At 62.5% G+C, this 25,650-nt stretch carries 24 protein-coding genes and 1 tRNA gene; 14 read left to right on the top strand and 11 right to left on the bottom strand.

Annotated features, from left to right (window positions below; all coding sequences use genetic code 11):
- Window positions 1–9 precede the first annotated feature (9 nt).
- The 4 genes from ABIB00_RS24730 to ABIB00_RS24715 all read left to right on the top strand — a co-directional run bounded on the left by ABIB00_RS24730 (window position 10) and on the right by ABIB00_RS24715 (window position 2,424).
- The gene (locus tag ABIB00_RS24730; protein ID WP_354106166.1) at window positions 10–705 is read left to right on the top strand and encodes a hypothetical protein; all 696 of its coding nucleotides are present in this window, start codon (window positions 10–12) and stop codon (window positions 703–705) included.
- A 189-nt stretch (window positions 706–894) separates the two neighbouring features.
- The gene (locus tag ABIB00_RS24725; protein WP_354106165.1) at window positions 895–1,344 is read left to right on the top strand and encodes a hypothetical protein; all 450 of its coding nucleotides are present in this window, start codon (window positions 895–897) and stop codon (window positions 1,342–1,344) included.
- Complete coding sequence (locus tag ABIB00_RS24720) at window positions 1,341–1,703, top strand: hypothetical protein (RefSeq protein WP_354106164.1); 363 nt, start codon at window positions 1,341–1,343, stop codon at window positions 1,701–1,703. Before ABIB00_RS24725 ends, ABIB00_RS24720 begins: the two co-directional genes overlap by 4 nt.
- A gap of 130 nt (window positions 1,704–1,833) precedes the next feature.
- Complete coding sequence (locus ABIB00_RS24715) at window positions 1,834–2,424, top strand: hypothetical protein (protein ID WP_354106163.1); 591 nt, start codon at window positions 1,834–1,836, stop codon at window positions 2,422–2,424.
- Window positions 2,425–4,423: 1,999 nt separating this feature from the next.
- On the opposite strand, the gene ABIB00_RS24710 is transcribed toward ABIB00_RS24715, so the two are convergent.
- The 8 genes from ABIB00_RS24710 to pncA form a co-directional block, all read right to left on the bottom strand.
- A complete protein-coding gene (locus ABIB00_RS24710) occupies window positions 4,424–5,356 on the bottom strand; it encodes a hypothetical protein (protein ID WP_354106162.1) in 933 nt (310 codons plus the stop codon).
- Window positions 5,357–5,698: 342 nt separating this feature from the next.
- Complete coding sequence (locus ABIB00_RS24705) at window positions 5,699–6,901, bottom strand: tyrosine-type recombinase/integrase (RefSeq protein WP_354106161.1); 1,203 nt, start codon at window positions 6,899–6,901, stop codon at window positions 5,699–5,701.
- A 156-nt stretch (window positions 6,902–7,057) separates the two neighbouring features.
- Window positions 7,058–7,147 (bottom strand) — tRNA-Ser (locus ABIB00_RS24700).
- Window positions 7,148–7,435: 288 nt separating this feature from the next.
- On the bottom strand, window positions 7,436–7,759 hold the full coding sequence (locus tag ABIB00_RS24695) for a hypothetical protein (RefSeq protein WP_247343463.1): 324 nt from the start codon (window positions 7,757–7,759) through the stop codon (window positions 7,436–7,438).
- Between the two features lie 238 nt (window positions 7,760–7,997).
- A complete protein-coding gene (gene ilvD / locus ABIB00_RS24690; protein WP_247343467.1) occupies window positions 7,998–9,848 on the bottom strand; it encodes a dihydroxy-acid dehydratase in 1,851 nt (616 codons plus the stop codon).
- A 505-nt stretch (window positions 9,849–10,353) separates the two neighbouring features.
- Window positions 10,354–12,387: an NAD(+) synthase gene (locus ABIB00_RS24685; protein ID WP_247444389.1), complete on the bottom strand. Its 2,034-nt coding sequence runs from the start codon at window positions 12,385–12,387 to the stop codon at window positions 10,354–10,356.
- 155 nt (window positions 12,388–12,542) lie between these two features.
- A complete protein-coding gene (locus ABIB00_RS24680) occupies window positions 12,543–13,658 on the bottom strand; it encodes an alpha/beta fold hydrolase (protein WP_354106160.1) in 1,116 nt (371 codons plus the stop codon).
- Window positions 13,659–13,674: 16 nt separating this feature from the next.
- Window positions 13,675–14,313: a bifunctional nicotinamidase/pyrazinamidase gene (gene pncA, locus ABIB00_RS24675; RefSeq protein ID WP_354106159.1), complete on the bottom strand. Its 639-nt coding sequence runs from the start codon at window positions 14,311–14,313 to the stop codon at window positions 13,675–13,677.
- A gap of 245 nt (window positions 14,314–14,558) precedes the next feature.
- On the opposite strand from pncA, the gene glk reads away from it, so the two are divergent.
- The 3 genes from glk to ABIB00_RS24660 all read left to right on the top strand — a co-directional run bounded on the left by glk (window position 14,559) and on the right by ABIB00_RS24660 (window position 16,164).
- Entirely contained in the window at window positions 14,559–15,530 is a 972-nt protein-coding gene (glk, locus tag ABIB00_RS24670; RefSeq protein ID WP_354106158.1) for a glucokinase, read from the top strand.
- Between the two features lie 133 nt (window positions 15,531–15,663).
- Window positions 15,664–15,867 (top strand): hypothetical protein, encoded by a 204-nt coding sequence (locus ABIB00_RS24665; RefSeq protein WP_247346925.1) that lies wholly within the window; start codon window positions 15,664–15,666, stop codon window positions 15,865–15,867.
- A gap of 141 nt (window positions 15,868–16,008) precedes the next feature.
- Entirely contained in the window at window positions 16,009–16,164 is a 156-nt protein-coding gene (locus tag ABIB00_RS24660) for a hypothetical protein (RefSeq protein ID WP_247346923.1), read from the top strand.
- Between the two features lie 61 nt (window positions 16,165–16,225).
- Here ABIB00_RS24660 and ABIB00_RS24655 read toward each other — a convergent pair whose 3' ends face one another.
- Together ABIB00_RS24655 and ABIB00_RS24650 are read right to left on the bottom strand one after the other, a co-directional pair.
- Entirely contained in the window at window positions 16,226–16,603 is a 378-nt protein-coding gene (locus tag ABIB00_RS24655) for a response regulator (RefSeq protein ID WP_354106157.1), read from the bottom strand.
- A gap of 111 nt (window positions 16,604–16,714) precedes the next feature.
- Window positions 16,715–17,494 carry a Spy/CpxP family protein refolding chaperone gene (locus ABIB00_RS24650; RefSeq protein WP_354106156.1) on the bottom strand — a complete coding sequence of 260 codons (780 nt, stop codon included), beginning with the start codon at window positions 17,492–17,494 and terminating at the stop codon, window positions 16,715–16,717.
- 462 nt (window positions 17,495–17,956) lie between these two features.
- Between ABIB00_RS24650 and ABIB00_RS24645 the strand changes: the two genes are divergently transcribed.
- The 6 genes from ABIB00_RS24645 to ABIB00_RS24620 all read left to right on the top strand — a co-directional run bounded on the left by ABIB00_RS24645 (window position 17,957) and on the right by ABIB00_RS24620 (window position 24,089).
- Window positions 17,957–19,297 (top strand): ABC transporter substrate-binding protein, encoded by a 1,341-nt coding sequence (locus ABIB00_RS24645; RefSeq protein ID WP_247346913.1) that lies wholly within the window; start codon window positions 17,957–17,959, stop codon window positions 19,295–19,297.
- A gap of 147 nt (window positions 19,298–19,444) precedes the next feature.
- Window positions 19,445–20,383 (top strand): carbohydrate ABC transporter permease, encoded by a 939-nt coding sequence (locus ABIB00_RS24640; protein ID WP_354106155.1) that lies wholly within the window; start codon window positions 19,445–19,447, stop codon window positions 20,381–20,383.
- On the top strand, window positions 20,383–21,294 hold the full coding sequence (locus ABIB00_RS24635; protein WP_247346911.1) for a carbohydrate ABC transporter permease: 912 nt from the start codon (window positions 20,383–20,385) through the stop codon (window positions 21,292–21,294). Before ABIB00_RS24640 ends, ABIB00_RS24635 begins: the two co-directional genes overlap by 1 nt.
- 20 nt (window positions 21,295–21,314) lie before the next feature.
- The gene (locus ABIB00_RS24630; protein WP_247444367.1) at window positions 21,315–22,415 is read left to right on the top strand and encodes an ABC transporter ATP-binding protein; all 1,101 of its coding nucleotides are present in this window, start codon (window positions 21,315–21,317) and stop codon (window positions 22,413–22,415) included.
- A gap of 34 nt (window positions 22,416–22,449) precedes the next feature.
- The gene (locus tag ABIB00_RS24625) at window positions 22,450–23,439 is read left to right on the top strand and encodes a hydroxyacid dehydrogenase (RefSeq protein ID WP_354106154.1); all 990 of its coding nucleotides are present in this window, start codon (window positions 22,450–22,452) and stop codon (window positions 23,437–23,439) included.
- A gap of 170 nt (window positions 23,440–23,609) precedes the next feature.
- Window positions 23,610–24,089: a hypothetical protein gene (locus ABIB00_RS24620; RefSeq protein WP_354106153.1), complete on the top strand. Its 480-nt coding sequence runs from the start codon at window positions 23,610–23,612 to the stop codon at window positions 24,087–24,089.
- Window positions 24,090–24,091: 2 nt separating this feature from the next.
- Here the strand turns inward: ABIB00_RS24620 and ABIB00_RS24615 are convergent, their stop codons facing one another.
- A complete protein-coding gene (locus ABIB00_RS24615) occupies window positions 24,092–24,589 on the bottom strand; it encodes a DUF1993 domain-containing protein (RefSeq protein ID WP_354106242.1) in 498 nt (165 codons plus the stop codon).
- 126 nt (window positions 24,590–24,715) lie between these two features.
- Between ABIB00_RS24615 and ABIB00_RS24610 the strand changes: the two genes are divergently transcribed.
- Window positions 24,716–25,498 carry a transporter substrate-binding domain-containing protein gene (locus ABIB00_RS24610; protein ID WP_354106152.1) on the top strand — a complete coding sequence of 261 codons (783 nt, stop codon included), beginning with the start codon at window positions 24,716–24,718 and terminating at the stop codon, window positions 25,496–25,498.
- Window positions 25,499–25,650: the final 152 nt, after the last annotated feature.

Here is a 25,650-nt window from a genome sequence, read left to right as displayed (position 1 = left end):
GAAGATATCTTGAAGGCAGTCGCGGAGCTCGGCGAGGCCCTGCGCGCCGACGTGGCCGACAGCATCGCGAAGATGGATGCGAAGCACACGGCGCTTGCGGACTCGGTCGCGAAGCTCGCGGCGAAGAAATCCGACCAAGACGACGACACGGCGGCTGAACGCACCGCTGCCGACTCCGTTTCGCGCGGCGAATTTCGCGCCCTGCAAGACCGGGTGAACGACGTGACGGTAAAACAGTTGGACCGGGGTCCCGCCGACCGTGACGCCCTCGCTGAGCTGCAGGCCCGCGCGGACGTCTCTTATAGATGCTTGGGGGAAGGCAGCGCGCCGGCACCGATGCAGGGCGAAACCGTCTTGGACTACGCCTGTCGCATCCACAGGCCGCTTCAGAAGCATTCCAAGCGGTTTGCGAAATCGGAGCTGGCCGTGATTGCGCGAGATCAGTCGACGTTCCAAACAGTGCTCGACGGCATCAGGGCCGATGCTTACGAGGCCGGACTCAAACCGGTTGATATGCAGCCGTACGTTTTCCGCGAAGTGAAAACGGAGAGCCCCGGCGGCCACCGCATCACCTCGTTTGTTGGCTCGAAAGGCACGTTCGCGGGCGCCATGTCGCGCCCGGTTCGCAAGGTGATCGGCTTCTACAACGAGCCGCGTTTGGGCCGGCCTGGCGTTCCCAATTCGTCCGGCGGCTCGATCAACTAAAGATAAGAACATGCGGCGCCGGCACTGGTCTGAGCCGGAGCCGCATCGTGACGGCGGCGCGCACGCTTCCGGTGCTGGCGCGCCGCCAGATCACACACAGGGGAAGCCCGGCAGCGCGCCGCGGTTTGATACTTTTGAAAAATCAGAGACATGCCAAGCGGCGGAAAACGGCCCGGTTCTGGGCGGAAGATGGGCGGAAAAAACAGAACCACCTTAGCGCGCGAGGCCGCGGTGGCAGCGAGCGGGACAACACCACTCGCGATGATGATCAAGACAATGCGCGCGTTCGAGGCGTTCGCCGATCGGCACGCGAACAACGCCAAAAAGTTCGAGTATTATTCCACGCGCGCGGCTGCCATCGCCAAAGACGTCGCGCCCTATATCCATCCGCGCATCCCTCCGCCGGCACCGCCGCCGCGCAAGGTGTCGTTTCCGCTTCCGGACATCGTCACCGCTGCCGACGTCGTCGCAGCATCAGCGGCTGTCATGGCGGCTTGTCGCGCCGGTCAGATCACGGCAGCCGAAGCCAACGAAGTCTCCAACGTGATCGAGCAACACCGGAAGGCGATCGAGACCGCAGAGATTGCCGCGCGCGTGGTGGCAATCGAACAACAGCAGAAAAGGGACAGCAAGGAATGAGCAAGCTCGACAACCTGAAGGCACGCATTGCAGCGATCGAGGAGAAGCTCAACATGAGGCCCGGCGCCAACGGCAAATTTTATATTTTGCTGATCGAAGGCGGCTGCGGCGAAATCAGATGGAGCTATGCCGGTGTGCACCGTTGGCAACGCGAGATTGACGAAGGCTTACAGTCTTTCATAGAGCGCAGCGCTAATGCTGCCAAAGCCGCCGGAGAGCTGGCGCTCAACATCGGCGGGCTGCCGCGCTCCGATGAGATGGCCGGCTTCGCGGACTTCGAAAGCTGGTTTGCGTACGTCCAACCGAACTATTCGGACGTGCCGCCGGAAGAAAAGGCCGGCTACGCGCGGCGATCGTGATGGTGATGGGGCAGCCGGTTGGGCGCGAATCTCGCGGCACGATCAGCCCACTAAATTGCAGCTATTGTTTTTCCAATATGGCGGAGGACTGATCCGACACAGCACCGCGCGCCACGGGAGAAAACCACACATGCCCAACACCGGGAATGAATTCCAGTCAGCCAAGACGCATTGCCCGGCCGGGCATGAATACACCGCGGCCAACACCAAGCTTTGCAAGTCGACGCGCCCGGGTTTTTTCAAGAGGCAGTGCAGAACCTGCAAAAACGAGCTGACCGAACGCGCTCGCACCCGGGATCGATTGTTAAAGGCAATTGAGGCAGACGACACCAACGCAGCGGCAAGCAGTCAGGTGCTCCAGACACTCGAAGCAATCCGTGCGCAAGAGCTGGCCGCGCGCGCCGAGCGCAAGATAGCCAACGCGGCAGCGCGCAAAATCCGCGCGGCCGATGCGCAACGCGAACGAAGCCGCCAGCAACGCGGGGCACGGGCGGCGCTCGATCCCGTCGACCAGGTGGCGCCGATCGACCAGGACCTGGCGCCGACCCTGGCGCCGGCCATCGCGGTACGCGCGCCGATCGCCTTCGCACCGCCACCACGCCGGCCGCGGCCATTCAAGCGGCTGGCGATCAAGTTTTGCGAGTGGCGCGATCGGCAAGAATATCGCCAGCGCCACGGCACCCAGGAACGCATTTGGGAAGCGTGGCAGGCACCGCGGTGATGTCCGCTCGTCCATCAACAGCGGTGCAGAAGCGGGCATTGCACGAGGTCCGAGAAGGGCCAAGAGGAGACAAGGCCAAGAATTCCCAACTCTGAATGCTCACTGGCAGACTACCGTGCCGGATACTTTGTTGGATTTGAGAGGAGCCGCGGGCATACAAATTAGAATTGTTCAGCACATATCACTCCGCAATGAGCACGAGATCGCGCAACATAGGTAGTGTGCTGCCCGCCGAAGAACGGGAAACACAAATTATCCGGCGTTGTGGTGAAGGTGGATTCATTTGGTAAATCGCGCAGCACGGTACACAGAGCGGAATTTATCGGGATTGCACCATCGACAGGTGAGCCGCCATCCCTGGCACGAACATCGTCAATGGTCCGAGAGGGACCGACGTACCGAAACAGGCCCTGCTCTTCGCAAATAGAGGCGCGTTGGGCTTCGAAGTGTATGTCCCGAATACATGTAGCGCTCAGCGCGGCGGATGCATTCACCCTGGCTGCTCTTATGGCGTTTGATTGAGCCGCACTGAAGCTGCAATCTGTTCGGGTTGCCCTGCGCCTCGCACTTGTGGAAGAGCCTCCCTCGACGCATATGATGTTTAAATTCTGGGCGGATGCTTGCTGGCAGAGCGAAATGTCTGTCACGACCATCGTTAGCAATATAGCGATGGAAAGAATCAAACGTTTCATTGCAACCTCCGTAGTGCTCCGAGACATTAACGTTCCCGTGTAGCGCCGATAGCATGGCTCGGTGGCTTAGGTTGCGTACCGCGCAGTATGCTCGTCGAAGCTAAGCATTGCGTAGTCGTAAGAAACTTGCCTCTAAGAAACCGGCTCGCGTTCGCTCTGCTGGTGCCCCGAGTTAGTGGCATGCTCGTATTAAGAGCACGTCACTCCACAGCGGGCCCGCGCTCTGGCCGTGAAGTTGGTCACGCGACCGTTGTTGAAAATACAAAATCCGTGGTCAGCGCCAGCCGGCGAAGTCGAAGTCGCTGCTTCGTTGGGCAAATCCCGGACGACCGCGCATAGGCGCAAACCACCAACACCAGATTGCCCAATACCGATAGCTGCGTTCGGCGTCGTCGAGCCCGTAGTGCCCACCGGGCCGGTTTGATTTACGTCGTGGGAGGTGGCCGGACGCAAGCCGATATTGGCACAGGCTCTCGCGGCCATGGCACGGCTAGCCCGGCTAAGGCATGTCGGTGTAAGTGCAGCGCTGGCATTCGCGCGTGCACGCAATGTTGCTAGGTTTCGAGCCTGCGAAGGGTCGCAATCCGAAGCATCGCCCCTACGGCGCGCACTTACCGGAATGTCTGCGCCAGTCACTTCAACGCAAGTTGGAATAAAGAGGAGCTGGGACCGGGCGGCTTGCGAGAAGACAGGAAGACAAACGAAAGCAAAACAAAGAGCGAGCAAGGATACCTTCATGACAACCTCCGCTAGCATGTGATCAGCTTATTTAAGTCAGTGGAGCTTGACTAGCTTTTATTGCTACTAACCCGCGAGGGCCTTGACTCTCATCGAGGCACAGCATTGGGCCGTGATGGCAACCGCTTGGGATTGGTACGCCGCCGACGAGTGTGAACTCGCGTCGCCTCATCCCCCGCCGCCGAGACTCGGGGCGGGAGATTGTAGCCGATCAAATGGAGGCCATTAAGGACATGCCGGATGGTCGCTACGGGTCAAAACCGGCAATGCTCTGATTGAGCAGAAAACTTCTGCTTAGATCCCAAAAGCCGACGTCGTGCTTTTATGAGTACACGCCCTAGCTAGATGCCTTGTTCCTGAAGCGCAGAGGCGCCGCCACCTACTGCAGCGGCGCTCACCACGCGCCACGGCAAGAGACTGGAGAGCCATTAGGGGCAGCCGTTAGGGCACCGCCGTCCGGTCGACAGAATTGTTGATGGACTTCAGCGGCTTCGGATTTCGAATTGGCAGAGGCCATCTCCGACAAGCCAGGCCGGGCACGCACAGAGTGACGAGTGCGGCTGCGCTGCTTAGTAGCGGCCACTGCGGGATATGATGTCGTCCAATAGGGCAAACAGCGGCGCGGGCCATACCACGCCTTGCCTCGATGCATCGCCTGCGCGTTCACGAACGTAATGGGCACTGATTGGACCGTCCGACCGCTGCTCATTGTAAAGCGTCGTCATGGTCGCCAGAAGATCCCTGACTCGTCTGCGCGCCTTAGCTTGATTGAACCAGAGGAATGGCAGCGCCATGGTGCTCGTCGCGGCAAAGAACAAGATTAGGGAAACACATATCCCGGCGATCCACCATGCAACGCTCTCGCTGATGATGTTGCCTGAGCTTAACCCAAAGCCCAACACCGCAATTCCGCCAAACGTGAAGGCGTTGACGAGTTGACCGCGCAGATATCCAAGCAACATATGACGCTGCTTCATCGGAGAGCGAGCCGGAAATAACCCGAAGGTCTTTTCATTGAGCATTTCGTCGCCAAAAGCGTACAGCTCAGCGGCGATCAAGGCCCGCACGAGAACCCGGTCCATCGCCTGCGATCGATAAGGCAGGGCAAGGTAGTCACCCACGACGCATTCGAGCGACATCCGGTCAATACGCGGAACCTTGTCCGCCTTGATCAGATCAGTTGGATTGCCGTAGTCTAAGAAATTTGGCGACCGATTGGACGGATCATTGATGAACGCGTATCGAAGTGCGCCGACAACATTCAAACCATCGCGCAAGGCATCATATTCAAAAAGACGCGGTTCGATATTGTTGGCCAATGCATGTTCGAGCGCCGCTTGGCTCATCCTGCGAAGAAGATCGCCGTATTGCCCACCATAGGAGCGATCGTCAGGGCCGAGCAGCGCGGAAACCTCGTTCTGCACTGCAACGCTACATATCTCTTCAAATTGCGCCCGCAGCATCCACCCGTTAGTGGCTGCCCCATAACGTTCGGCATTCATAGGAGTGCCCCCAATATCTTCAAAGCTATATCACAAGCAACGCCCCAACAACCACAGCGCGATCTCATCCAGCGAGTATGAGCGGATGGCCTATTAAGCGCTTATTGGGAACAGTGATTCCTGCCGCCCGCCCATTTTCGCCGGCTGGGCAGCCGCTAGGGCACACGCTGCCAGCCAACAGGATATTGCTTGAATTTCAGTAGCGTGGTCTTTCCATGTGGCGGACAACGCGTCCGCTAGACCGTTAGGGCCCACAGGTGTTGCTGCACCTGTCGGGCCGGCCCTTCTAGCGTGAATCGCGCGTAAGCCCTAATTTGAACGTCCACATGACTCCCACGGGCGTCACGCCTCGCGTCGAAGCGGCACCACGTTACTCGGCCCGGCGCAGTAGTTCGCCCAGGCCACCATCATCGCCCTGCGCTTCTCCAACGCGTCGCCGCGGCGATATGCGGCCTCCGTCTGGTCGCCGATCGCATGGGCCAGAGCTGCCTCGGCCACCTCGCGAGGGAAGCTCGTTTCCTCGCCGCACCAATCGCGAAACGACGATCTAAACCCATGGACCGTTGCGCCCTCGATCTTCATCCGGCGGAGCACCATCTCCATTGCCATGCCCGACAGCGGCTTGCCGCGCGCCTGCCCGGGGAAGACGTGCTCACCGATCCGCACCTCGTGCAGATCCTTCACGATCACCAGCGCACGGTCGGACAGCGGGACACGATGTTCACGCTCACCCTTCATGCGCTCCGGCGGCACCGTCCACACCGCGCCGTCAAGATCGAACTCGGTCCACCGCGCGCCCAGCACCTCGCCGGTGCGCGCAGCGGTCAGGATCAGGAACTGAAGCGCGAGCGCCGCCACCGCCTCTCGTGCCTGCAGATCGCTCACGAAGCCCGGCACGTCGACGTAGGACATAGCGGCGTGGTGCCCGCGGGTGAGTTTCTTGCGCTTGGGTAGGAGTTGGACGAGGTGCCCCTTCCAGAGGGCCGGGTTCTCACCGCTGCGTAACTTCTTCGCCTTCGCCGCGTCCAGCACCTTCTCGATCCTGCCGCGCAGCCGGCTCGCCGTCTCAGGCTTTGTCGACCAGATCGGCTCTATGACATCGAGGACGTGCTCGGTGGTGATCTTGTCGATGGGCAGCTTGCGCAGCGCGCGGCAGTAGTTGTCGGACAGCGTGCTCTTCCATTGGGCGGCATGTTTGGAATTCCGCCATCCGGGCTTCAGGTTCTCGACCAACTTGTCCGCGAAATCGCCGAACGTGACGACGACTGCAGGCTTCTCCCTTGGATCTTCGCCGTCCATGATCTTCTCGCGCGCTCGCCTCGCGAGCCGGCGCGCCTGTTGAAGCGTCACATAGCCCTCGCGCGCGCTACCGAGCCCCAGCTCCGTCACCTTGCCATTCACGCGCATCAGCAGGACCCATCTCCGGCCGCCGTTGTCGCTGACGTTGAGGTAAAGCCCGGCGCCGTCCGAATATCGGCCCGGCTTGCCGCTTTTGATGAGTGCCTTGACCTTGAGTGGGGTTAGCCGGTCGATCTCCCGTGCCATGGTATTTTCCCTGCCCTATCACGCGCCCCCGGCGCTGTCGCTGGGTTGCGGTGAACGCCAGAGAACACGGAAAAGCGGAAACCGCAAGAAAGCCCGGGAAATCCAGCGCTTATCTGCACAGCGGTGGACGGGTGAGGACGCTAGTGAGGAGCGTCCTGGCGGAAGGGGTGGGATTCGAACCCACGGTACCCTTGCGGGCACGCCGGTTTTCAAGACCGGTGCCTTAAACCACTCGGCCACCCTTCCAAGTCCGGAATTGCTGTCGCTTAACGCAGTCGACGGTCCAAGGCAACGCGAAGTTGGCGCCCGACCCGAAACCCCCTCGCCCGCACACGATCTGTCAGGCGAGCGTCAGCCTGTTCCCTTAGCCTGTACGCCTCAGCCATCCGGACACTGGCGACATCTCCCAGGGCGTCGCCGGTTGCGAGGCCCGGTCTGGATTCATCTCCGTTTCCGGGCCTCGTTTGCTGCTCTCAAAAGCAAAACGGCGCCCCGTTGGGAGCGCCGCATGGAGTTCTTCGTTGCTGCCTCGGCTCAGTAGCCGCAGGAGGCGCAGCCCATCTGCACCGGGGCGTAATAGGAATAACCCGGCTGGACCATCTCGACGCGCTGGCGCGTGGCGTATTGCGGCGGGATGCGTTCGTACTGGACGCTCGGCGGCGCCACCATCACGGTCTGCGGCACCATCACGGTGCGGTACTGCGCCGGCGCGCGGTGCGCCACGACGGAGCCGGGCGAAACCATCACGGTCTCGTCGACGGTGCGGTATTGCGGCTGCACATATTGCTGCTGGTAGCAGGTCGTGCACGGCGGCGGCGTGTAGCAATTGTAGCAGCCGGCGGAAGCAGCAGTCGTCATGGAAATCGCAGCGACGACCGTCGAGAAAACGACAGCAAGAGTACGAGACATTATTGTGGTGCCCCAGTTGCCCAAAATGGATTTGCGAAGGTCGATGGCAGTATATGCCGCAAAACCTTGCTTTGCCGAAGTTCGTCGGGGCATCCTTAATGCGAACGGCCGGCTTTCGCCGGCCGTTCAGAACTTGTTGACCATGCGCGATGCGCGACGCTTGCGATCACGCCCGCGCAAGACGCTCCTACTTCGAGCGACGCTTGACCTCGCGCACCGCGCCACGCGCGGCGCTGGTGGTGAGTGCAGCGTAGGCCTGAAGCGCGGTCGAGACGTTGCGCTTGCGGCCCGTCGCCTGCCAGGCGGCATCGCCCTTCGCCTCTTCCGCGGCGCGGCGCTTGGCGAGCTCCTCGTCGGAGACCTCGAGGCTGATGCTACGGTTTGGGATGTCGATGGCGATGCGGTCGCCGGTCCGCACCAGACCGATGTTGCCGCCTTCGGCGGCTTCCGGTGACAGATGCCCGATCGACAGGCCCGACGAGCCGCCCGAGAAGCGTCCGTCGGTGACGAGCGCGCAGGCTTTGCCGAGACCCATCGATTTCAGGTAGCTGGTCGGATACAGCATCTCCTGCATGCCGGGGCCGCCGCGCGGGCCTTCGTAGATGATGACGACGATCTCGCCGGCAACGACCTTGCCGCCCAAAATGGCCTCGACGGATGCGTCCTGGCTCTCGAACACGCGCGCGGGACCGGAGAATTTCAGGATCGAGGCGTCGACGCCCGCGGTCTTCACGATGCAGCCGTCCTGCGCGAGATTACCGTAGAGCACGGCGAGGCCGCCATCCTTGCTGAAGGCGTGCTCGAGGTTGCGCACGACACCCTTCTCGCGGTCGGCATCGAGCTCGTCGTAACGGCGCTCCTGGCTGAAGGCGACCTGGGTCGGGATGCCGCCGGGCGAGGCGCGGAAGAAGGTGCGGACCGACTCGCTCTTCGAGCGCTTGATGTCCCAGCGCTCCAGCGCGTCTTTCATGGTCGGCGCGTGCACGGTCGAGACCGACGTGTCGATCAGGCCGGCGCGGTCGAGCTCGCCCAGGATGGCCATGATGCCGCCGGCGCGATGCACGTCCTCGACATGCACGTCGGCGACCGACGGCGCGACCTTGCAGAGCACAGGCACGCGGCGCGACAGCCGATCGATGTCCTGCATGGTGAACTCGACCTGCCCTTCATGGGCGGCGGCGAGCAGATGCAGCACGGTGTTGGTCGAGCCGCCCATCGCGATGTCCAGCGTCATCGCGTTCTCGAACGCCTTGAAGTTGGCGACATTGCGCGGCAGCACGGAGGCGTCGTCCTGCTCATAGTGGCGACGCACGATATCGACGATGGTGTGGCCAGCCTCGACGAACAGGCGCTTGCGGTCGGCGTGGGTTGCGACCACCGTGCCGTTGCCGGGCAGCGCAAGACCAAGTGCTTCAGTGAGGCAGTTCATCGAATTGGCCGTGAACATGCCCGAGCACGAGCCGCAGGTCGGGCACGCCGAGCGCTCGATCACCTTGACGTCCTCGTCGCTGACCTTGGAGTCGGCGGCGGCGACCATGGCGTCGATCAGGTCGACGGCCTTGGTCTTGCCCTGCAGCGTGACCTTGCCGGCCTCCATCGGTCCGCCCGAGACGAACACGGCGGGAATGTTGAGCCGCAGCGCCGCCATCAGCATGCCGGGCGTGATCTTGTCGCAATTCGAGATGCAGACCATGCCGTCGGCGCAATGGGCGTTGACCATGTACTCGACGCTGTCGGCGATCAGCTCGCGCGACGGCAGGCTGTAGAGCATGCCGTCATGGCCCATGGCGATGCCGTCATCGACCGCGATAGTGTTGAATTCCTTGGCGACGCCGCCGGCCTGCTCGATCTCGCGCGCGACGAGCTGGCCGAGGTCCTTCAGATGGACGTGGCCGGGCACGAACTGGGTGAAGGAGTTGACGACCGCGATGATCGGCTTGCCGAAATCGCCGTCCTTCATGCCCGTCGCGCGCCAGAGGCCGCGAGCGCCCGCCATGTTGCGGCCGTGGGTGGTGGTACGGGAGCGATAGGCTGGCATGGCGGTTTCCGTCCTCGGTTTGGCTGGCCGGGCGAGAAAAATGGAAGCCGCCTCAGGCCTTTCCGGCCGGATAGCGCACGGAATGGGCCGGCGCAACGGTAACTTGGGCCTGACAGGGCCGGATCGGCCTTTCGCAGGCCTCCCCTGCTCCCGGCGCGGTCTATTCTTGCCCACCGCAAGGCCGCACGGCGATGAAGCGCGAGTGTTCACGGCAGAACACGTTCGTCTCCGTAGTGATCCGGAATGGAGTCCTATTCAGATGTCCCGTACATCGCGTGACATCGATCGGCGGCCTTACAAGGGCATCACCCTCTGATCGCGCTACATGGGGTTGGGGGACCGCATGGGGCGGGGGATCAAGGGCTGGGGCAAGGTTACGAGGTCCGGACTCCTAGGCACTCCGGACCTCGGGACTTTCTGGATTGAACGCGATTTCGCGCCGCCGGCCTCATGAGCCGCGCGGCGCGATTTCGTTTTGGGCAGCTGCACGATCAGCCCTTACCGATCAGTTCGGCACATTCCGTTCGAGATCTTCAAGCCACGCCGCCGCGCTGGAATCCGACGGCGCGCGCCAGTCGCCGCGCGGCGACAACGAGCCGCCTGCCGAGACCTTCGGCCCGTTCGGCATCGCCGATCGCTTGAACTGGCTGAAGGCAAAGAAGCGGCGCAGGAACACCTCCAGCCAGCGGCGGATCTCCTTGAGATCATAGGCCTTGCGCTTATCGGTCGGAAATGCCGGCGGCCATTCGCCCTCAGCGACGTCCTTCCATGCCTGCAGCGCCATGAAGGCGATCTTGGACGGCCGCATGCCAAAGCGCAGCGTGTAGAACAGGTTGAAATCCTGGAGCTCGTAGGGACCGACGGAGGCTTCCGTGCTCTGTGCCTTCTCGCCGGGCTGGACCGGAACCAGCTCGGGCGAGATCTCGCCCGACAGGATCGAGGCAAGCGTCCGGTTGACGTCATCGCTGAACTGTTTTGAGGCGATCACCCAGCGGATCAGGTGCTGGATCAGCGTCTTCGGCACCCCGGCGTTGACGTTATAATGCGCCATCTGGTCGCCGACGCCGTAGGTGCACCAGCCCAGTGCGAGCTCCGAGAGATCGCCGGTGCCGATCACGATGCCGCCGTGATGGTTGGCGAGCCGGAACAGGTAGTCCGTACGCAGGCCCGCCTGCACGTTCTCGAAGGTGATGTCGTAGACCTTCTCGCCCTTGCCGAAGGGATGGCCGATGTCCTTCAGCATCTGCGTCGCCGTGGTGCGGATGTCGAGTTCCTGCCAACTCGTCTGCAACGCCTTCATCAGCGCCAGCGCATTGGTCTTGCTCTCGCTGCCCGTGGCAAAACCCGGCATGGTGTAGGCGAGGATGTTCTCGCGCGGCAGGCCAAGGAGATCGACGGCCTTGGCGGCGACGATCAGCGCATGGGTGGAATCGAGCCCGCCCGATACGCCGATGACGACGCGCTTGGTGCCGGTGGCGCGCATGCGCTGGACGAGGCCCGCGACCTGAATGTTATAGGCCTCATAGCAGTCCTGCTCGAGCAGGCTCTCGTCGCTCGGCACGAACGGAAAGCGCTCGATCTTGCGCAGGAAGCCGATGTCGGCGGCCGGCGGCTTCAGGGCAAAGGTGATCCTTCGGTAGAAACCTTCGCGCTGGCGGCGATTGTCGTCGAACGTCCCCATCGAGGCGCGCTCCTGCCTGAGCAGGTCGAGATCGACGTCGGCCAGCGTGATCTGGCCGCCCTGGCGGAACCGCTCGCCCTCAGCCAGCAGCACGCCGTTCTCGTAGATCGAGGTCTGGCCGTCCCAGGCGAGATCCGTGGTCGATTCCCCTGCCCCCGCGGCGGAATAAACGTAGGCCGCGAGGCAGCGCGTCGAGGTGGATTGGCACAGCAACGCGCGCGAACGGGCACGGCCAATCGTGATCGGACTGCCGGAGAGATTGATAAGAACGCTTGCGCCAGCAAGCGCGAGCTCGGAGGCCGGCGTCACCGGGATCCACATGTCCTCGCAGATCTCGACACCGATCGTCAGGCCCGGGACGTCCTCGGCCGCGAACAGGAGATCGACGCCGAACGGGGCATGCAGCCCGCCAAACGCGATCGTCTCGCCGACGATGCCGGCGCCGGAGGCGAAATGCCGCCCCTCGTAAAACTCGCGATAGGTCGGCAGGTAAGTCTTGGGTACGACGCCAAGCACGTTGCCGCGATGAACGACGACGGCGCAATTGTAGATGCGATGACCATGGCGCAGCGGCGCGCCGACGATCAGCGCGGTCATTAGCGCCGAGGAGGCTTCGACGATCGCGGCAAGTCCGCGCTCGACCGCATCGAGCAGCGGATCCTGCATGACCAGATCCTCGATCGCATAGCCGGACAGGCACAGCTCGGGAAACACGGCAACCGCCACCGACTGCTCGTGGCAGTCCTGCGCGGCCGCCATGATGGCCTTTGCGTTGGCCGAAGGATCCGCCACATGCGAGGTGGTGACGCAGGCCGCCACGCGCGCAAATCCGTGGGCATAGATCGAGTGGAAACTCATCGAGCTCAGCACCTTTGATGTCTTCCGGCATCGAGAGGCGTCGTCCGGACGCCGCCTGCTCCGGCTCTATTTAACCCATCGACGTGACTTCGTGCAGGCCATCCACCGTCATGCATAACGGATTTGCAGCTGCGCCGGCACGCCCCTTGGCCGGATCAGGCGCTACGGGCCAGCACGTTGGACAGATCGCCGCGCAGCCACTCGGCGATCCCGGGCCATGCATGGGCGTGGGTTCGCGCGCCCATGAACAGGCCGAGATGGTTGCTGGGCTCGGAGACCGCCGCAATGAAGGCCGGTGGCGTGCCGAGCAAACCGGCGGTGGCGAGCGCCTGCGCGGCCGGCACGACGTCGTCATCGAGCCCGGCCAGCAGGAAGACCGGCGCCTTGACGTGCTTCAGATCAATCACGCGGCCGAGTGCCGCGAATTGGCCGTTCGCGATCCGGTTCTCCCGGAAAATCCAGTTGACGATCTCGAGATAATAAGCGCCGGGCAGATTGAGCGTCTCGGCGTTCCAGCGCTCGAACCGCGCGAGCAGCGTTGCGCTCCCTTCAGCCGCAAGGTCCACCTGCAACGCCGCGGCGATGTCGTCGCGGCTCGGCGCCTTGGACCAGACACGCAGCATCTCCTCGCCGCTGACATTACCGCCGCCCAATGCGACGAGCTGGTCATAGAGCATTTCGGGAGCGTCGCGGGCGAGCTGCGACAGCCTGGACTCGATCGAGAGGTCGACCGGCGCGCCGACCAGGACCAGCCGCCGCACCTTGGCGGGAAAGCGCGCCGCATAGAGCAGCGACAGCCAGCCGCCCTGGCACAGGCCGACGAGATCGACCGGCGCGCCGATCTCGTCGATGGCGACGTTGAGATCGCCGAGATAGCTGTCGATCGAGAGATAGCGCATCTCGGGCGTGGCTGACCGCCAGTCGGCGAGATAGATCCGGTCGATGCCGCCATTTTGCAGGGACTGCACCACGCTGTGGCCGGGTGCGAAGTCGGCGATCAGGGCTCGATGCAGCGCATAGGGCGCGCAGACCAGTGCCGGCTGGCCGGACCCCGTTCGCGTGCAATCGCGCAAGCGCATGGTCGCGAGCTCCAGAGCAACGGAGTTGGCCGTGGTCCATGGCAGGCTGCTGTCGGCCTGCTCCGGCGGATCGCGCTCAAGCCATCCGAACCAGGCGTTCATGGCGAGCTGAGCCGCTGCGAACGGCCACAGCACCGGGTCACCCGGGACCTGTCCCGGTGCGCGCAGCTGTTTGCCGGTCTTCTCCGCCATGGCTACGTCACCGTTCTCACAGGAATGCCTCGAGGCCGATGACCGGAATGCCGCGCTCCCGAAAACTCTGATGGGTCGCGCCCATCGAGCCGTCGAGATCGATGCCACAGCAGGCATCCTCGATGACGGCGACATCGAACCCCGCCTCGCGGGCATCCTCCGCCGAAAAGCGGACGCAGAAGTCGAGCGCGAGGCCGGCGACGAAGACGGTGTTCAACTCGCGTTCGCGCAAATATCCGAGCAGGCCGGTCGGTGTTTTCTTGTCGTTCTCGAACAGCGCCGAATAGGAATCGATGCCGCGCCGAAACCCCTTCCGCACCACCAGACTCGCGCGGGTGACGTCGAGATCGCGATGAAATTCGGCGCCCGCGGTGCCCTGCACGCAATGGCTCGGCCACAGCACCTGGGCGCCGTAGTCAAGCGCGATGGTCTGGAACGGCTGTTTGCCCGCATGGTTCGAGGCAAAGGAGACATGATCCCGGGGATGCCAGTCCTGGGTCAGCACCACATTGGCGAATTTTTGGGCGATTCGATTGATGGCGGGCACCACCTTCTCGCCGCTGGGAACGGCGAGCGCCCCGCCGGTGCAGAAATCGTTCTGCACGTCGATCACCAGCAGCACGTCGCGGTCGGAAATCTTCATCGCAAGGTCCATTTCAAGCCGTCCCGCGCGACCGGCGCCGAACGCTCCTCCAATGTCGATCTTCCCGGCAACCACCGCAAGGTGCGGCGATCTGCGCGAATGGCCGCCATCAGTCCCAAGGGATGCAACGGTTTGGCCTCGTGCGTGTTGACTAGATCCACCCGAGGACGGATTCTGAAAGCCGTTCGCATCTTGCGATCCGATAGAACGGAGGAAGAGGTTCCCGCAGCCGGCAAGGCCGCGGCAGCCATATGCACATGACCATCGGCAAGACAGGACCGATTCTTCTCGCCGATATCGGCGGCACCAATGCGCGCTTCGCGCTCAGTCAGGGCAATCAGACCGGACCGATCGACTATGTGAAGGTGGCAGACTTCCCGACCGTCAGGGAAGCCATTGTCGATGTCCTCGGGCGCCGGTCCGGCGGCGAACCGCCGCAAAGGGCCGTGCTGGCCGTGGCGGGTCCGGTGACCAACAATCGCTGCGTCATGACCAACAGCCCGTGGGTCATCGACGGCAACGAGCTCCAGCCGGCCCTTGGCTTCGGCAGCGTTCACGTTCTCAACGATTTCGAGGTGGTGGCCTGGTCCCTGCCTGCCCTGCAGCCCGCCGACCTGATCCCGCTCGGCGGACAGGATGGCCTTCCCGGAGAGCCGTTGCTGGTGGTCGGACCTGGAACCGGCTTTGGCGTCTCCTGCCTGGTCGAGCGCCATGGCGCACGGCTGGCCGTCGTCACCGAAGCTGGCCACGCGACCCTGCCGGCGGAGAACGAGCACGAGGAACGCGTGATCGCGTCCATGCGCCGACGCCTCGGCCATGTCTCCATCGAGCGCGGCGCACTGTCCGGCTCCGGCCTGCAAAGCCTCTACGAAGCGCTGTCCGAAGTTGAAGGCGCTCAGGTGCCGCATCGCGATGCTGCCGCCATTACCAAGGCGGCCCTGGAAGGCAGTTGCGAACTCAGCCGCGCGACCCTGGGGATGTTTTGCGCCATTCTCGGCTCAGTCGCCGGCAATCTCGCAGTGACCTTCGGCGCCCGTGGCGGTGTCTATATCGCCGGCGGAATCGTGCCGCGTTTTCCGGATTTCCTTGCAGCTTCCGCGTTCCGGGCGCGCTTCGAAGCCAAGGGGCGCTTCCAGGACTATCTACGCAACATCCCGACCAGGCTGGTCACGAAGCCTGACGCGAGTTTCGTCGGCCTGAAGATGTTTGCCGAGCACAACCAGCCTTAAGATCTCATACGAGTTCCAGTAATTCACAGCTCATTGCACCGAACGCGCGGTTCCATGCGGGATGGTGCTTGCGTGCATGTTTCGGATCAGAAACAATTCGGCGTTGTGTGTGGCGTAGTTGCGGGGGCGTGACATGCGTAAGCAGGATTTTGGTTTCGACTATCACCGCTATCACCGCCTGCTGATCGAGGCGGACGACGACGGCAAGCGGCTGGCCCTGATCGAGCTTTTGATCGAGGAAAAGGCGCGGGATCGCCTTGCCGCCCAGCGGGCTTCCGACCGCGCGGCCATGACAGCCCACACTATCGCCACGGTGCTGAAGAACGGGCGCCACTGAGGCGTGATCTCGTTATGGCGCGCGCAAACACGGGACCGATTGCGATTCCGTTAACGATGCATCGAAAGCTCGCGTCAAACTTTTTGCTCTAAGGCTTCCCTCACCTGATGCAATTCAGGGGCAACAAAGGGGGGAATGAACATGAGCATGATTTCGATCGCCGCGATGCCGGCCACCATCGAAACGCGTTTGACCGATTCTTCTTTCACGACCATCTTGCTGTTCTGCTGCACAGGCCTCGTCGCCTCGTTCGGCCTGATGGCGCGCGGCATCGATCTTGGCGCCGGCCTGATGTGAGACCGCGACGAATTCCGTCGCAAAATGGCCGCCCCTGACGGGCGGTCATTTTCGCCGTCACTCAGTGCGGCGTCTTCGCCCCCGCTTCCGGAAACATTGAATCGATCATCGCCTTGAGCTGATCGATCCCAATCGGCTTGCGCAGGATCGGCCGACGCCGGAGCAAGGACGGCAGCAGCTCCGGCCCGTAGCCCGTGGCAAACAGAAACGGCTTCCCGCGGCGCTCGATCAGGTCGGCCACGGGATCGACGTAGACGCCCTTGAGGTTAATGTCGAGAATTGCCAGATCGTACTGCGCGGTCATGGCGAAAGCGCTGGCGTCCCGGACATTGTCGGCTTCCGCGACGACGTGATGGCCGAGTTCCTCCACCATGTCCGCCATCATCATCCGGATCAACGCCTCGTCTTCGACCAGGAAAACGGAGAGTGCGTCCGCCATTTAAACCCCGCAATCAGCTTACGAAGCTAAGCATAACCGAATTGCGGAGAGGATTCACGAATTCGTGGCGGGCGCCGTTAATTCAGGCGCGCCCGATCCGATTCAACTTGATCAATCCAATCCTCGTTCGTGGCTAAGGTGCACCATCTCCTGTATGAAGACCTGCTTCTGCTTGTCATCGAGGCTCGAGTAGAGTGGCTCGGCAGCGTCGGCGACGTTGCGCTGGTCGGCAGCGCGATCGATCAGGAACTGCGACTCGTTGCGCATCTGCTCGATGATGTCGTCCGGCGGATCCCGCTTGGCCCGGGTAACCCGCAGGTTGAGCCGCTCCGCACCATTGTGCCCCAGGTAGTGCATGGCGCTCGAGAAGCCGAACCAGTGCTTCTCCTGATCGGGCGTCAGGTTCAGTTCCGTCTTGATCCGCTCGATATAGGAATCACTGTTGGCAACGATTTGCTCGGCGGTCTGTTGCGGCGCGCCGGTCTGGGTGAGGACGGGGACGTCCTTATTGTCCTGCGGCGCATTCTTGGCTTCCTTGCTCGCCTTGGCGCCCTTGCCCGCCTTGCCGCTCTTGGCATCCTTGTCCTTGCCGGCGCCGGGCTGCTTAGAGTCCTTGCTAGAATCCTTGGCGGCCGGCGGCGCCTGATTGCCGTTATTGTTGTTGACGCCGAGCACGCCGGTGAAGACGCCGACCACGCCGCCGATCGCACCGCCCAGCACGCCCCCGACGGGGCCCGCTGCCTTGTTGCCGGCCGCGGCCCCATCCTGAACGCCTTTGACTAGGCCTTGTGCATTCGCGACCGCGGCTGCGCCGAGCAGCAACACGAAAACGGCCCCCAGCGCGAACCATCGTCGCAGGTAAAGCCGCGCGGGCGGCGCCGGGTTTTTCATTCTGGTCTCCATGGTCGATCTGATTGGCCTGTCGGGGTGGAAGCCACCCGCCAGTTGCAACTCTATCGTTTTCACCGCTTCGAGGTCTAGGCGCCGACAAATGCTATCCACGCCCGAAAAGTGTTTGGCGCGAGGCGCTTATGCAGGCTCGTTGGAAACTGCGGCGTAATTGCGCACATGTCGCTGCGGCGGGGCGGCGCAAAGTGTGCGTCGCAAAACGACCGACCGCGGTTCATGGCCGGCGCGCGACACCGAAGGCAATCCCACCTTCCCGGGGCACAACGTTAGTTCTAGGCGCAAGCCGTCCGGTTTTCTCGACAGACGCGATCAATCATGATCTGATCGCGCTACCAATCTGCAAGAACGATCAACAAGAAACTCCCAACAAGAAAATCAAAAGCAAAACTCGGAAGAGTTCAGAGGAAACACCAGAACAATAAAACACCCAAGCGAGGAAACGAGATGTCACGCAAGACACTGACGCGACGTCAATTTGTGGCTGCCACTGCAATGTCCTCTGCGGCGCTGATCACCGCGCCCTATGTCCGAGGCGCTTACGCCGCCGGCAAGCTCTCGATCGGCTTCTGGGACCACTGGGTGCCCGGCGCCAACGATGCCTCCACCGCCCTCGTCAAGGAATGGGGCGAGAAGGAGAAGGTCGAAGTCTCGATCGACTACATCACCAGCAACAACAAGAAGATCGAGTTGACCGCGGCGGCCGAAGCCCAGGCCAAGTCCGGTCACGACATTCTCCAGATGCCGAGCTGGTGGCCACACGCCTATTCGGAGAATCTCGAGCCGCTCAACGACGTCATGGAGCCGCTCATCAAGCAGAACGGCGAGGTGAACGGCACCGTCAAATATCTCGGACAGTCGGGCGGCAAATGGCTGGCAGTGCCTGCGACACCGGGAAGCCAGATCAAGGGCCCCTGCTCCCGCATAGATCTGATGAAGAAGCACGCCGGCATCGACGTGCAGGAGATGTATCCGGCCGGCAGTCCGCCAAAGGCGGACAACTGGACCATGGAGACCTTCCTGAAGGCGGCCGAGGCCTGCCACAAGGCCGGCTTCCCCTTCGGCATCGGTCTCGGCGAGACAACCGATAGCGTCGACACCGCCGGCGCCATCTTCCAGTCATTCGGCGCCGAGTTGGTCAACGCCAAGGGCGATATCACCGTCAAGACCGACGCGGTGCGGCAGGCGCTCGAATTCTACAAGAAGCTGATCGCCGTCCTGCCCACCGACGCACCGTCTTGGGATGATGCGTCCAACAACAAATGGCTGATCTCGGGCCGCGGGGCGATGATCCTGAATCCGCCGAGTGCCTGGGCGGTCGCCAAGCGCGACGCGCCGCAAGTCGCCGAACAGTGCTGGACGCACGGCTTCCCGTCCGGTCCGAAGGGACGTTTTGCGCCCTTCCTGCCCTACTTCTGGGGCGTCTGGGCCTTTGGCAAGAACAAGGAAGCGGCCAAGAGCTTGCTCGTTCACCTGTCCTCGCCAGCGGCGATCGAGAAGTTCGTCGCGGCAAGCGGCGGGTACGATCTCCCCGCCTACGCGAACATGACGAAGTTCAAGACCTGGGCCGAGGAAGGGCCGCCGAAGGGCACGCTGTTCCACTATCCGGATCCCTACAAGCAGCAGACGATGTCGATCGCCGCGTCTCCAGCGCCGCCGAAGATCGCCCAGCAGATCTACTTCCAGGCAACGCTGACCAAAATGGCGCTGCGCTTTGCGCAAGGAGAGAAGTTGGAAACGGCGCTCGCCTGGGCGGAGGGTGAGTGCGAGGGCTTCATGCGGACCTGAGACGGGTATGTGCCATGGCGGTTCACGCTTCGCGCGTGAGCCGCCGGGGCACTCCTCGCTCGATCCGCTTGCCGAATGAAGCCGACGGCTACGCCGGCTTCGCCATTCAACATGTCCTGCTACATGTCCTGCAAAGAGGCTAAGGTCATGGCCGATGTCGTCGTTGAGCAAGGCCGTCTCGCTCGTGCTGCGAGGCCGCGCAAACGCGCGAGCCTGCGCAATGCGATGGGACGGAAATCGACCGTAGCGTTCTTCCTGACGCTGCCGCTGATCCTCCTGATCGCCCTGCTCGTGCTCTATCCCGCCTTCTATTCGGTCTACCTGGCGACGCTGAACAAGGCGATGACGAAGTTCGTCGGCCTCAGCAATTTCACCTTCCTGTTCAAACGCGAGACGTTCTGGATGGTGGTGAGACAGTCTTGCATTTTTGCGATTACCGCCGTGGTCTTCAAGGCGCTGATCGGCTTCATCGTCGCGCATTTCGTCCACAACATTCCCGGCAGGAAGCAACGTAAATGGCGCGGCATGCTGCTGGTGCCCTGGGTGATCCCGCCGGCGATGAGCACGCTGGCATGGCTGTGGCTGTTCGACCCCTCCTACAGCGCCTTCAACTATACCCTCTCGTTCTTCGGCATCGGTCCGATCCCGTGGCTCGGTGACACCTTCTGGGCGCGTTTCTCCGTCATCCTCGTCAACGTCTGGTATGGCGCACCGTTCTTCCTGATCATGTACCTGGCCGCGCTGAAATCCGTACCTGACCAGCTCTACGAAGCCGCAGCGATCGACGGCGCCAATTGGTGGCAGAAGATCTGGCACATCACCTTGCCGATGATGCGCAACATCATCGCCATCACCACGCTGTTCTCGCTGATCGTCACTTTCGCCAATTTCGACATCGTACGTATCCTCACCTCCGGCGGTCCGCTGGACCGGACGCATCTGTTCGCTACCTGGGCGTTCCAGGTCGGCATCCAGAGCAGCGACATTCCGCTCGGCGCCTGCGTCTCGCTGTTCATGGTGCCGATCCTCGCCGTCGCAGCGGTCTTCATCCTGCGCGATGTCAACAAACGTGGGAACGAAGCCTGATGAGCACGCTCGCGATCGACAAGACCGGACCGACGCGTAAGGTCAAGCTGCGAAGCATGAGCCGCGACCGCACCTGGGCGCTGCGCTGGTCCTACTTCTTCCTGGTGCTGTTTGCGATCTTCTTCCTGATCCCGCCGGTCTATATGCTGATCACCTCGCTCAAGAGCAGCGCGGAGATCTCGGCCGCCACCAATCCGTGGTGGGTATTTCACCCGACTCTGTCGAACTATGTCGAGCTGCTGACTTCGAACCAGTTTCTGCGGTTCTTCTGGAATTCGTCGATGATCTCGATCGTGGTCGTGATCGTGACGATGCTGATCAGCATTCCGGCCGCGTTTGCATTGGCGCGGATGAAATTCTGGGGCTCGGCGACGCTCGCGACCGGCGTCTTTCTCACCTATTTGATCCCGGACAGCCTCCTGTTCATTCCCTTGTTCAAGATGCTCGCGGTGGTCCAGGACTTCACCGGCATCACTCTGCTCAACCGCTGGTACGTGCTTGTGTTCATCTATCCGACCCTGACCGTGCCGTTCTGCACCTGGATCATGATCGGTTATTTCGCCTCGATCCCGAAGGAGTTGGACGAGGCTGCCCTCATCGACGGCGCCTCCTGGCTCCAGACCCTGACGCGGATTTTCATCCCGGTAGCCCTGCCCGGCCTGATCGCCGCGACCATCTTCGCCTTCACCGTGTCCTGGGCGCAGTTCCTCTATCCCCTGGTGTTCACGACATCCATCGACCAGCTCGTGCTGCCGGTCGGTATCACCACCACACTGATCAAGGGCGACGTCTTCAACTGGGGACAGATCATGACCGGCGCGCTGCTTGGCGCAGCCCCGCCGCTGGTCATCTACGCCTTCCTGATGGACTATTACATTGCCGGCCTGACCGCCGGCGCGACGAAGGGTTGAGAACGAGGGGTTGAACTGCAATGGCCGACGTTTCCCTGCGCAAGGTGATCAAGCGTTACGACGACGTCGAAGCCGTGCGCGGCATCGATCTCGACATCTCCGACCATGAGTTCATCGTGCTCGTCGGCCCCTCCGGCTGCGGCAAGTCGACGACGCTGCGCATGATCGCAGGCCTGGAGGACATCACCGACGGCGACATCATGATCGGCGGCGACGTCGTCAACGACGTGCCGCCGAAGGACCGCGACATTGCGATGGTGTTCCAGAACTACGCGCTCTACCCGCACATGACTGTCGCGGAGAACATGTCGTTCGGGCTGCGCCTGAAGCACTATCCCAAGGCCGAGATCAAGGCGCGGGTGACGGAAGCCGCCCGCCTCCTCGACATCACCGACCTGATCGACCGCAAACCGAAGCAGCTCTCCGGCGGCCAGCGCCAGCGCGTCGCCATGGGGCGGGCCATCGTGCGTAATCCAAAGGTCTTCCTGTTCGACGAGCCGCTGTCCAATCTCGATGCCAAGCTGCGCGTGCAGATGCGGATCGAGATCAAGAAGGTGCACCAGAAGGTACGAACCACCACGGTCTACGTCACCCACGACCAGGTCGAGGCGATGACGCTGGCCGATCGCGTGGTGGTGATGAACAAGGGCCGCATCGAGCAGATCGGCACGCCGAACGAGCTCTACCACAAGCCGGCGACGCGCTTCGTCGCGGGCTTCATCGGCTCGCCCGCGATGAACTTCCTCCCGTGCCGGCTGGAGGACGCCGGCGGCACACTCCAGATCCGCCTGACCGACCGCATCGCCTTCGCGCTGCCGCCGGCCCGCGCCACGCGCTACAACGCACTGCCGCGCACCGACAAGCTCCTGCTCGGCATCCGGCCCGAGCATCTCACCGAGTCGCACGCGCATCTGGGGCCGGGTGTCGAAACCTTCGACACCGTGCTCGACGTCACCGAGCCGATGGGCATGGAGACCCTGGTCTATTTCGGGCTCGAGGGCACGCCGGTCTGCGGCCGTGTCGATCCCAATGCCGGCGCTGCGGACGGGGCTCCCATGCGTTTGGCGATGGACCTCAACAATATGCACCTGCTAAACGAAGAGACCGGCGTCGTGTTGTGACGCCGGTTTTGGAAACGCGAGCAGGCGGGGAGCAATGGCGACCAACAAAAAGAAGATTTTCGTTACACAAACTTTGTCGCAAGGTGCGCGCGCCCTCCTCTCCCAGCGAGATGACATCGAACTCATCGAGTTTCCGAACCTGATCTCCGCCAAGGACTTCGAGGCCTTGCTGAAGAACCATGCGCCGGTCCATGGCGTGGCGCTTGGTGCCACCGCCTTCGGCGAGACCGAACTCGAAGCGTCGAAGGATATGAAAGTGGTGACGCGGATCGGCGTTGGCTACGATGCCGTCGACGTCCCCGCCCTCTCCCGCCGCAAGGTGCCGCTGATGGTCGCGGGCAGCGCGAACTCGCCCTCGGTCGCAGAGCAGGCGTTGTTCATGATGCTGACGCTGGCAAAACGCGCGCAGGAGATGCACGCCTGCGTCAAGGACGGCAAATGGGCCGACCGGCTCGGCATGTTGCCGTTCGATCTCTACGGCAAGACCGTCCTCGTCATCGGCTTCGGCCGGATCGGCACCCGCACCGCCAAGCGCTGCCTGGCGATGGACATGAACGTGCAGGTCTACGATCCCTACAAACCTGCTGCAGATATCAAAGCGGCCGGCTGCGAGCCCGTCGCCGATCTCGACGCGGCGCTGCCTCACGCCGATTTCGTCACCATCCACTGCCCGAAGACGCCGGAAACCGTCGGCCTGTTCGACGCGGCGCGGATCGGCCGGATGAAGCCGAAATCCTATCTCATCAACACCGCACGTGGCGGCATCGTGAAGGAAGCCGCGCTGTACGACGCCCTGGTCTCGGGCAAGATCGCCGGCGCCGGCATCGACGTGTTCGAGGTCGAACCGCCGCCGGTGAGCAATGCGCTGTTTGCGCTGCCTAACGTGATCATGGCCCCGCATGTCGCCGGTGTCACGGTCGAGGCGGTGAGTCGCATGAGCGAGCAGACCGCGCGCAATATTCTGAGTGTGCTGGACGGCGATCCCATCTGGCAGAACATCATCAACCAGGACGTCCTGGGCTGAGCCGACCTCCGGGGCGGGCGGCCAACCCGTCCGCCTTCGGAACGCCAGAATGCGTCCCATTTTGGTGCAGATCGAGCCCTCACTCAGCCTTAATCAAACCCGCGTAATAGCTCCGGCCGCGGCGGCAGTGGGACAGACTTGCCGGCCGCGTCGAGCTGGAGGATGAACCCTTGTCAGAGATCGACCCGACCGACCACACGCTGGCGACCATCGCCAGCATTTTGGAGCACCCCGAGCCCGTCCTCGTCGTGCGCGAGACCGAGACCGTGACCGTAACAGAAATGGTGGTTGCTGGTGAGCATGTGGTCGCCGACGAGCACCCGATGGTCGATGAGCATCCGGTGGTCGAGGAGCAGCCGCTGGTGCCGGAGCACACCGATGCCGACGGCTACAGCAAGGTCGGTCCGGGGCCGATGGTGGCGATCCGTCTGAAATGGACGGTCCATCGCGGCGACGACAGCCAGTTCTACGTCCACGAGACCATCGGCGAGCAGTCCGTGCCCGTGATCAGCGGCCCGATGACCAGCGAGGCTGCCGTGCATTTCGTCGACGCGCACGAGGACGAGGCACATCGGCGCTTCGAAGAGCTGCGCAGCGAGATCGCCGGCCGCAGCTCGCTCGCCGACTACGAGCGCAAGGGCGAAGCCTAGGCTTATCGTCGTCCGAGATAATCCTTCTTTACGAGCTCGACACCTGCGTGCCGCAAGAGGTCGTAGGTCGTCGTCACGTGAAAGAAGAACTGCGGGACGCTGAAGGTCAGTAGCAGCGTCCGTCCGGTGAACGGCAGCTCGGTCCCGTTTTTCAGCCTGAAGAAGACATTCCGTTCCGCCGCGGCGTCGATCTCCGCGCGCGGCAGGCTTTCGATGAACTCGATTGACGTCGCAATGCGAGCCTGAAGACCGGCCATGTCGTGCTCCAGCACCGGCAGCGTCACCGGCTCGCGCTCGGCCAGCAAGGCCGAAGCGACCGTGGCATGGCGGCAGGCCTCGCCGATCTGCTGCGCCAGATCGTACATGTTGGGCGCCATGCGCATGCCGAGCAGGACCGCCGGATTGAACTTCCGGGCTTCGGCATAGGCAACGCCCTTGTCGAGCAGTGCGGACAGGTTGCGCAGGTAAGGCACGAAGATGCCGACCGAGGCGTCATACATCGAGATCGTCACTTCAAAATTCCCTTCAATTCCGCCTCGCCAGCGACGGGCATCTGGTCTAAATCCAAGCCTCAAGAGCTGCACAATGACAGCTCGGGCATGGGTGGAAAAGAGATGATCGTTCGAATGACCATTCGAATTTTGGCGGCTTTGGCCGTGGTCCTGCTGGCCAACATTTCGGCCCACGCACAGCAGGCGGCGCCCTCCCGCCTCGACGAGATCGTCAAGCGCGGCACTTTGCGCGTCGGTATGACCGGCGATTACAAGCCCTTCACCTATCTCGACAAGACAACGCAGCAGTTCAGCGGCTTCGACGTCGATATGGCCGAGGCGCTCGGCAAGGCGCTCGGCGTCAAGGTTGAATTCGTGCCGACGGCCTGGCCAAAGCTGATGAAGGATTTCGAGGCCGATCAGTTCGACATCGCCATGGGCGGCATCTCGGTCACGCTCGACCGGCAGAAGAAGGGCTTTTTCTCCACGGCCATCATGCGCGAGGGCAAGACGCCGATCGCGCGCTGTGCCGATGTCGGCAAATACCAGAGCATCACCGACATCGACAAAAAGGGCACCCGTGTGATCGTCAATCCCGGCGGCACCAACGAGCGCTTCGCGCGTGCCAACATCAAGGACGCCGACATCACCGTCTTCCCCGACAATACCGTGATCTTCGATGAGATCGCCAAGGGCAATGCCGACCTGATGATGACGGACGCCTCCGAGACGCGCTACCAGCAGAAGCAGCATTCTGGCGTGCTCTGCGCGGTGCATCCCGAAAAGCCGTTCGATTTCTCCGAGAAGGCCTATTGGCTCCAGCGCGACATGGCGCTGAAGGCGTTTGTCGACCAATGGCTGCACATCGCCATAGAGGACGGCAGCTACAAGAAGATCTACGCCGCCTGGTTCGACTAGGGCGCGTCCTCCTGTCGCTTGCCCCGGCCAAACTTTGGACCGGCTCCGGTGTTATTGAACCCGGAACAGCCGGAGCACGACTCATACGGTGACAGTGATCTAGATCACTTTTTGCGATCGCTCCGGGGCGTAAGCGTCGGTGCGGGGACCAC

Source organism: Bradyrhizobium sp. LB14.3, from assembly GCF_040547985.1.
Classification (GTDB): Bacteria; Pseudomonadota; Alphaproteobacteria; order Rhizobiales; family Xanthobacteraceae; genus Bradyrhizobium.
The sequence above is the reverse complement of the archived record's forward strand: the minus strand, read 5'-3'. Positions and strand labels throughout refer to the sequence as shown.